Origin of the sequence: Polymorphospora sp. NPDC051019 (genome assembly GCF_040683055.1) — a bacterium.
Lineage (GTDB): Bacteria > Actinomycetota > Actinomycetes > Mycobacteriales > Micromonosporaceae > Polymorphospora > Polymorphospora lycopeni.
The window spans coordinates 1-8257 of record NZ_JBFBCH010000044.1 but is presented as its reverse complement, the minus strand read 5'-3'; the positions used below and the strand labels follow the sequence as shown (position 1 = coordinate 8257).

General features: G+C 69.8%; 7 protein-coding genes and 2 pseudogenes. 6 read left to right on the top strand and 3 right to left on the bottom strand.

Annotated elements, in window-relative coordinates; all coding sequences use genetic code 11:
• The 3 genes and pseudogenes from AB0M79_RS36190 to AB0M79_RS36180 form a co-directional block, all read left to right on the top strand.
• The coding region (locus AB0M79_RS36190) for a hypothetical protein (protein ID WP_364223309.1) at positions 1 to 290 on the top strand (290 nt) is incomplete at its 5' end.
• Positions 291 to 295: 5 nt separating this feature from the next.
• Positions 296 to 480: pseudogene (locus tag AB0M79_RS36185) on the top strand (ferredoxin).
• Positions 481 to 504: 24 nt separating this feature from the next.
• Complete coding sequence (locus AB0M79_RS36180; RefSeq protein ID WP_364223306.1) at positions 505 to 1716, top strand: cytochrome P450; 1212 nt, start codon at positions 505 to 507, stop codon at positions 1714 to 1716.
• A gap of 62 nt (positions 1717 to 1778) precedes the next feature.
• Here AB0M79_RS36180 and AB0M79_RS36175 read toward each other — a convergent pair whose 3' ends face one another.
• Together AB0M79_RS36175 and AB0M79_RS36170 are read right to left on the bottom strand one after the other, a co-directional pair.
• A complete protein-coding gene (locus AB0M79_RS36175; protein WP_364223303.1) occupies positions 1779 to 2765 on the bottom strand; it encodes an NAD-dependent epimerase/dehydratase family protein in 987 nt (328 codons plus the stop codon).
• 21 nt (positions 2766 to 2786) lie between these two features.
• A complete protein-coding gene (locus AB0M79_RS36170; RefSeq protein ID WP_364223300.1) occupies positions 2787 to 4016 on the bottom strand; it encodes a cytochrome P450 in 1230 nt (409 codons plus the stop codon).
• A 158-nt stretch (positions 4017 to 4174) separates the two neighbouring features.
• On the opposite strand from AB0M79_RS36170, the gene AB0M79_RS36165 reads away from it, so the two are divergent.
• A complete protein-coding gene (locus AB0M79_RS36165) occupies positions 4175 to 4984 on the top strand; it encodes a class I SAM-dependent methyltransferase (protein WP_364223297.1) in 810 nt (269 codons plus the stop codon).
• Between the two features lie 80 nt (positions 4985 to 5064).
• On the opposite strand, the gene AB0M79_RS36160 is transcribed toward AB0M79_RS36165, so the two are convergent.
• The gene (locus tag AB0M79_RS36160) at positions 5065 to 6261 is read right to left on the bottom strand and encodes a glycosyltransferase (protein WP_364223294.1); all 1197 of its coding nucleotides are present in this window, start codon (positions 6259 to 6261) and stop codon (positions 5065 to 5067) included.
• A gap of 310 nt (positions 6262 to 6571) precedes the next feature.
• Between AB0M79_RS36160 and AB0M79_RS36155 the strand changes: the two genes are divergently transcribed.
• Entirely contained in the window at positions 6572 to 8029 is a 1458-nt protein-coding gene (locus AB0M79_RS36155) for a serine hydrolase domain-containing protein (RefSeq protein WP_364223291.1), read from the top strand.
• A 14-nt stretch (positions 8030 to 8043) separates the two neighbouring features.
• Positions 8044 to 8257, top strand: a pseudogene (locus AB0M79_RS36150) (hypothetical protein); the annotation flags it as partial.

Below are 8257 nucleotides of genomic sequence, written 5' to 3'. Positions count from 1 at the left end.
TGGCCAAGCCGATCCGGTTGGCGGACTACGAGTCCCTGTTGGAACAGGCCGGTCTGATCCCCGTCGAGCTGACGGACGTCACCGAGCACACGGTGGCGCGCACGCGAGAGCGCATGCGGCAGAAGCTGACCGACGACCGGGCCGAGCTGGTGCGGAAGTTCGGCGAGCGGGTCGTGGCGCAGTACGAGAGCGTCCTCCCACTTCAGGAGTCCGTCACCTTCGGCTACGGCATCGTCGTCGCGACCGCGCCGGAGACGGCTGCCGTTCCGCCCGCCGACGAGCGCGAGTAGTCCCGGTGAACGTCACCACCGACACCGCGAAGTGCGTCGGGTCCGGGCGGTGCGCATGCTCGCGCCGTCGGTCTTCGACCAGCGTGACCAGGACGGCGTCGTGGTTCTCCTGAGCGACACCCCGGCGCCCGAGCAGTACGACGTCGTCGTCGAGGCGGCCGCGTGCTGCCCTCGGCCGCCATCGAAGTGACACATCGGCAGTGAGGAGTCCGCGATGACCGCCACCGAGGCCAGGCCCTATCCGTTCAGCACCCCCCGGCGACTGGATGCCGAACCCCTCTTGGCGACCTTGCGCACCCAGACGACGATCCGAGTGCGGTTGCCCTACGGGGAGCCCGCGTGGTTGATCACCCGGTACGAGGATGTGAAGCTCGTCCTCTCCGACCCGCGCTTCAGCCGGGCGGCCGGCGCGGGCCGGGACCAGCCCCGCATGCGACCCTTCTTCGCGCCTCCGGGCAGCATCATGGACCTCGATCCGCCGGATCACAGCCGGCTGCGTCGGCTGGTCGCCAAGGCGTTCACCGTGCGCCGGATCGAGCAGTTGCGGCCTCGTGCCCAGCAGGTCGCCGACGAACTCGTCGACGCGATGGTGGCCAAGGGGCCTCCGGCCGATCTGGTCGAGGACTTCGCGCTGCAGCTTCCGGTCACGGTCATCTGCGACCTGTTGGGCGTGCCGGAGGAGGACCGGGCGACCTACCGGATGTGGTCTGAGGCCTTCGTCCCGACCACCAGGTACGCGCCGGAGAAGGTGCGCGAGTGCCTGATGCAGCTCTCCGGATACCTGGCTGACCTGATCGCCCAGCGCGGCAAGACACCGACGGACGACCTGCTCGGGGCCCTCGTGGCGGCGCGTGACAACGACGATCGGCTCGGCGACCGGGAGCTGCTCGGACTGGTCCAGAGCATGATCCTCGCAGGGCACGAGACGACCGCCTCGCAGATCACCAACTTCGTCTACGTCCTGCTGACCCATCCCAACCAGCTGGCTGAGCTGCGCGCGGATCCGGGACTGCTGCCTCGCGCCGTCGAGGAACTGCAACGCTTCATCCCGCTGAGCGTCCTCGGAGCCATACCACGCTACGCCCTGGCGGATGTCGAGCTGAACGGCGTCCTGGTGAAGGCGGGCGACGCGGTGCTGCCCGTCCTGCCTTCGGCCAACCGCGACGAGTCGGTCTACACCGACCCGGAGCGCCTCGACCTGCGCCGTGCGGAGGCGACGCATCTCAACTTCGGGCACGGCCCGCACCACTGCCTCGGCGCCCCACTGGCCCGGATGGAGCTTCAGGTCGCTCTCGGCACGCTCTTGAAGCGGCTGCCCGGTCTGCGTATCGCCGGCCCCGAGGCCGACATCGAATGGAAGGACGGGCTGGGCGTGCGCGGACCCGCTGACCTGCCGATCAGCTGGGACGGGACGCCCGGACGCTGACGCACCGGAAAGGGGGCGTGGGCCGGCTCTCGCCGGCCCGCGCCCCCAACAGGTGTCCGGAGTCAGCCGAGGCGGTCGAGTACCCGCTGCTCGAGGGAGCGGTCCAGCCCACGGCTGGTGTCCTGCCAGGGCGGCTCGCCCTCACGCCGCAGCCAGGACCACGCGTCGGCGACGGTGTCGTCGAGCGGACGGCTGGTGTCGAGTCCGGCATCGTGCGCGGCGGAGACGTCGGCGTCGTGCATGCCACCGCCCTTGCCGGGAAGCCACAGCGGCAGATCCAGATACGGGCGGATGCCCGCGGACAGGAGGACGTCGTCGGCCACCCAGACCAGCTCCGCGTCGGACCGCGTGACCCGCCGCATCGTGTCGAGCAGCTCGCCCATGGTGTGGCTGCCGGGCCGGCACAGCGTGTTGAACGTGCCGGGGAGGCGCCGCTCGGTGGCATCCAGCATCCAGGTCGAGAAATCCCGGACGTCGACGTACTGCAGCGGGTCGGAGGGATCGCCGGGCGCCAGGACCCGTCCACCGCGCTGGATGCGACGCAGCCACCAGGTCAGCGAGCCGACGTCCTCGTACCGGCCGAACACGGGTCCCGGTCGCGCGAGCAGGGCACGGTCTTCGAACGCCCGCAGGACGGCGATCTCGCTTCCGCGCTTCGCCGTGGGATAGAAGCCGTCGGCCTCGTCGTCCGGGTCGCCGTCGATGGCTGGCGCGCTCTCGTCCGCGCCGGCCGGGATCGGCTTGTCGTAGACGACCCGGCTGGAGACGTAGCCGTAGTGGCCGACGCGGCCGGCCAGGAGCGCGCAGCTGTCACGGACGGCTCGAGGAGCGCCCGTCCAGGTGTCGATGACCGCGTCCCACTCCCGCTCGCCGATGGCGTCGCCGAGTGCCCGCGGATCGGTTCGGTCGGCGATCAGGGTGTCGACACCCTCGGGTGCGGGCCGGCTGACGCCGCGGTTCAGGACGCTCACCTTGTCTCCGCGGGCGAGCGCCGCTTCGACGATGCTTCGTCCCACGAAGCGGGTACCGCCCAGCACGAGAACTCGCATCACGATCTCCTCACCAGGACCTCACCAGGTCGCGGGCAGCGCGCGCACCCCGGTAATGAGGAACCCGTCCTTGTAGGGGATGTCGTCGACGGGGACGGCCAGCCGAAGCCCGGGAAAGGCGGCCAGTGTGCTGCCGATGACCACCTCCAGCTCCATTCGGGCGAGCTGGGCTCCCAGGCAGTGGTGTATGCCGTGACCGAAGGCGACGTGACCCACCGCGCCCGTGCGGGTGACGTCCAGCCTCTCGGGGGCGGGGAACGCCGCCGGGTCCAGGTTGGCGGCCGGCAGGCAGGCGTAGACCACCGAGTGCGCGGGGATGGTGACGCCGCCGAGGTTCACGTCGGACGTGGTGCCTCGAAGGTGGCCACTGTACGGGCGGACCCCCAGCGTGGAGAAGCGCAGGATCTCCTCGACCGCGGCGGGGATCAGGGATGGGTCGGCACGCAGCGCCGCCAGCTGGTCGGGATTGGCCAGCAGGGCCACGAGTCCCTTGCTCAGCATGGTCGCGGTCGACTCGTTGCCGGCGAGCAACAGGCCGCATCCCAGGGTCACCAGCTCGTCCTCGCTCAGCCGGTCCTGCTCGTCGTGGGCCGTGATCAGGTCGTGCAGCAGGCTCTCGTCGGGATCACGGCGCTTGGCGTCGACCAGGCCGGCCATGTAGGCGACCATCGCCCTGAGCGCGGCCACGGCCTCCTCGGGTGGGTAGGCACCGGTGGACGTGACCCGCTCCGCCCAGCCCCGGAACCGCTCCAGATCCTCGTCCGGCACGCCGAGAATCTCGCAGATGACCGAGATGGGCACCTGGTAGCACAGGTCGGATGCGAGGTCGGCGGGCGGGCCGGTCGCGATCATCGAGGCGATGAGCTCGTCGGTCATCCGCTGGATGCGTGGACGAAGGGCACGCATGCGGCGTGCGCTGAACGCGCCGGAGACGAGACGGCGCAGCCGGGTGTGCTCGGGCGGATCCAGATCGTTGATTCCCGGATTCTTGAAGATCGCCGCCGGTCCGATGACCGCACCCAGGCGGCGCGCCTCGGCGCGGCTGAACCGCGGGTCGGACAGCACGGCCCGGACTTCGCGCATTCCCGTCACCAGCCACGCGAGCCTGCCCGACTCGGTGGTGAACTGTCGCACCGGGGCTTCCCGCCACATCGCCTGAACCGGTGCCGGTGTCGTGTAACCACCGCGTGCCGCGGCCATGGTGAGCGTGTCCCGCGTCGACGAGGCCTCGGCGATCGGTTCAGTGGGCATGCGGTCACCCTAGTGGGCGCTCGCCCACTCGTCAACGCCGGCGAGGTGTGATCGTCGATCTTCAGCCGGTTGACTGTGGCCGTTTTGAGGGGAGTTGTGGCGACTGGTCGGTCCGAACGGGTTGACACCACGGGCGAGCGCCCACCTATTGTGGGCGCATGCCTACTAATCCGACTTCCGAGCCGAAGCTCCATCAGCAACGACAGGTCGCGGAGTCGTTCGGTGCGGATCCCGAACGCTACGACCGTGCCCGTCCCCGCTATCCACAGGCCCTGGTGGAGCAGATCGTCGCCGCCACCCCCGGGCCCGAGATGCTCGACGTGGGCTCCGGTACCGGCATCGTGGCCCGGCAGCTCGCGGCGGCCGGCTGCAAGGTGCTCGGCGTCGAGCCCGACGCGCGAATGGCCGAGTTCGCGCGGGGCACCGGAGTCGAGACCGAGGTGGCGACGTTCGAAGCGTGGGAGCCCGCCGGCCGGCAGTTCGACGCGATCGTCTCGGGACAGACCTGGCACTGGGTGGACGCGGTCGCCGGCGGCGCCAAGGCCGCGCAGGCGCTGCGTCCCGGTGGCCGGCTGGTGGTCTTCTGGAACGTCTTCCAGCCCCCGCCGGAGGTGAACGACGCCTTCGCCGCGGTGTACCGCGAGGTGATGCCGGACATGCCGGTCTACCAGTCGGTCATGCCCGCGCTCGAGGGATACTCGGTGTTCTTCACCAAGGCGGCCGACGGCATCCGTCACGCGGCGGCGTTCGACGAGCCGGAAGAGTGGCGGTTCGACTGGGAACAGGTCTACACCCGTGACGACTGGGTGTACCAGGTGCCGACCTTCGGCGGACACCACCTGCTTCCGCCGGCCAAGCTGAACCAGTTGCAGGAGGGCCTCGGTGCCGCGGTCGACGCGGCCGGGGGAAGCTTCACGATGAGTTACACCACGGTGGCGGTCACCGCGACGCGCGCCGGGGCCGCCTGACCGCATCCGTTCCTGCGGGAGTCGCCCGGCCCGGTCTCCTGTCGCCGGGCGGGCGACGGGCCGCTTCCCGGCACGGGTGATCAGCGGGCCAGCCCCGGCAGGCGGGCGGCAACCTGCGCGGGGCCGGGCATCTCGGCGATCTCGCTGGCGACCCGCTGTGCCGCCTTCGTTGCCTCCGGGTCGGCGAGCAGGGCCTCCGCCGCGGCGGCGATGGCGGGCGCGGCGACGGCGTCGTTGCGCCGGCGGTCCTCGAACCGTACGGTGCCTTCGGGTAGCAGCCAGGTGCCCGCCCCCGCGGCGGCGAACCCGTTGCCGTTGACGAAATGGTCGGCCAGGACCGGCAGGAACAACTGCGGCACTCCGGCGGCGGCCGCGCTCAGCGTGGTTCCCGACCCGCCGTGGTGCACCGCCAGATCGAGGTGGGGCATCACGTCCGCCTGTGGCAGCCAGGCTTCGACATGCACGTTGCCGGGCAGGTCACCGAGTTCGCCCGCCGGCGCCGCGGGCCCTGCCGCCACCAGCAGGTCGATGTCCAACCTGGACAGCCCTTCGATCGCCGCGCGCAGCGGCGGCACCGTACCCACGGCCGTGCCCAGGGTGAGGTAGACCAGCGGCCGGTCCCGGTCGCGGCGAACGACGGCGGGCAACTCGCCCGGCTCGGCGAAGGCCGTCGGCCGCAGCGGTACCCGGGCGGGCTCGTCCAGGAACGAGGGCTCCTGGAGGGACGGCGGATAGACGTCGATGTACGGGTCGCCGAAGGTCGGGAACGCCGCGTCCGGCACCGTCAGCCCGACCTGTGTCGCCGCCCCGCGAACGCGGTCCGCGGCCATCGCCTGGAAGTCGTCACTCAGCAGGCTGGCGCGGCTGAAGCCATGGCAGACCGCGGGGATGCCGAGGTGGTGTGCCACCAGTGCCGCACCGGGGTTGCCCGGTTCGTACACCACCAGGTCGACCGGGTCCTCACGCAGCAGCGGGAGCAGATCGGCGGCGACCGGCCGGAACACGGCCTCGGTGAAGACGTGCACCGCCACCGGGATGGTCTCCCGCCAGCTGGGATTCGGCGGCGGCGGTGCCTGTCCCTGGAGGGCCTTGGCCGCCCCGGCCCGGGTGTTCACGCCGGCTCGGACCGGCCGGAAACCGAGTCGCCGTACCAGCGGGTGGAACCCGACGTCGATGGCGTAGGAGATTTCGTGCCCGGCCTCCCGGGCGGCGATGGCCAGCGGTAGCAGGGGATAGGTGTGGCCGTACTGCGGCGCACTGGAAAAGAGAATTCGCATGGGTTCGCCTCAATGTGTTTCGGCGTCAGCGACCCCGCCATCGTACATGTAATGCTCGATGAGAATGAATTTGTGTGACCGATTCCCCGGTATGGCTCCGGCGGCGCCCGAGAATAGCACTCCCATTGCCTGACGGGTACCCCGGGAAATGGGGGATTGTTGCGGCCGGCGTGGTGCGGCAACGTGACCTCGGTGGCGAGGTGACGCCGGTGTCGGATCCCGTTCGCCGTTCTGTTCCGACATCACCCGGGTCGTTCTGGCTCTGGCCCCAGCGCCTGACCGTGTAGTCCGAAGCCGGTAGGGAGATTCCGTGCCATTGACACCGACTGCTCTGCGTGAAGGGATCAACCGGGTGGCGCCGTCCGTGCTGGAAGCCACCAGTGCGCCCGGTGCACTGGTCACGGTAGGCGTCAAGGGGCAGCCCTTGCTGACGCTGCCCTTCGGGGTCGCGGACGTCTCGACGGGTGCGCCGCTGACCGTCGATCACACGATGCGCCTCGGCAGCCTGGGCAAGCTTCTGGTGTCCGCAGCGGTGGTCAAACTCGCAGACGCCGGCCGGCTGCAGTTGGACGAACCGATCGACACCCACCTGCCATTTCCGGTCACCAATCCCAAGGGCGGCACCATAACCCTCACCAAGGCGCTGGCGATGCTCACCGGCGCCGCCACCGACGGGTACGAGTGGACCGGGACCCCGGAGCCGGCGGGCGAATACGTCAAGCGCGAGCTGGCGCGGGACGCGACCTGGGAATACGGCACCGGAGCGTCGCGGTTCGTCGACTCGGCCGATACCGGGCAGTGGCGGTCGTCGTCCTTCATGTATCAGGTGGCGCCGCTGGTCGCGGAGGCGGTGACCGGGATGCCGCTCGGTCACTACGCGAAGGCGGAGATCTTCGACCCGCTCGGCATGCACGACACCGCCTGGTGGGACAGCCCGAACTGGGCGGCGGTGCGGGAGCGCTGCACCACGGGTCACATGCTGTTCGGCCAGCACGCCACCCCGCTGCCGTGGATGGAGTGCGCGCCCTACCACTCCGTGGGCGTGGTCATGACCACCAGCGATTTCACCAAGCTGATGCTGGCCCTGATGAGTCGCGGGGGCGTATTCGGCGACAACGTCGTGCACACCATTCTCGAGCCGCGGACCACCGCGCGAAGTGACGTGAACGTGGGGTTGGGCGTTCACACCGTCGGAAATCCCGACGCGAAGGACTACTGCATCCGTGCGGTGGGCCACTATGCGTTCGGCTGGTGGGCCGTATCGCTGGGATATCCCAATGCCGACACGCCATTTTGTGTCACGGTCTGCACCAACCTCGCCGATCAGACCGACGTCTTCAATCCGCCGGAGCAGTATCCGTTCGGCATCCTGGCCTACGAGATCGCGAGCTGGATCCGCGATGGGAAGGTCGACAGCCGTGGCCTTGGCGACCGTTCCGGGTCGGAGTCGTACGTGATGGGCCTGGTCGCGGCGGACAGGTTCGCCGGTCTGATGGGGGCGGACCTCCGTAAGGAGGAGATCGACGCCATGGCGGACGGGACCCGACCGCTCGGGCGCCGGCCCGCCGTCGATTTCGACAGGGATCTGTTCGTCCAGGGATTCCTGGACATGAGGGCCGCGGTCCGGGACCGGCGCGTCGAGGAGTTTCTGGCCACGGACTGCCCCGTGGGCGGGGTCTTCCGAAAGCTGGCACGTAAGGCATGGGGCAGCAAGAACTTCGACGAGCCCGCGCCGGTGAGGTTCTGGCTCCATCAGTTGGAACGTTAGAAGGGATGGCGTCGATGAGTGATGCCGCACAGAAGACGAGGTCCGTTGGCGCGCAGAGCGAGGTGGCCGGCTTCTACGACCAGATCAGCCTGCTTCTCGCCGAGTTGATCGGTGGCAGCCTGCACCAGGGTTTTTGGGATTCGGTGTCTGATCAATCGACGATGGCGGAGGCGTCTGTGCGGTTGTCGGATGTGATGGTGGAGCGGATCGGGGTGGGGGTGGGGGATC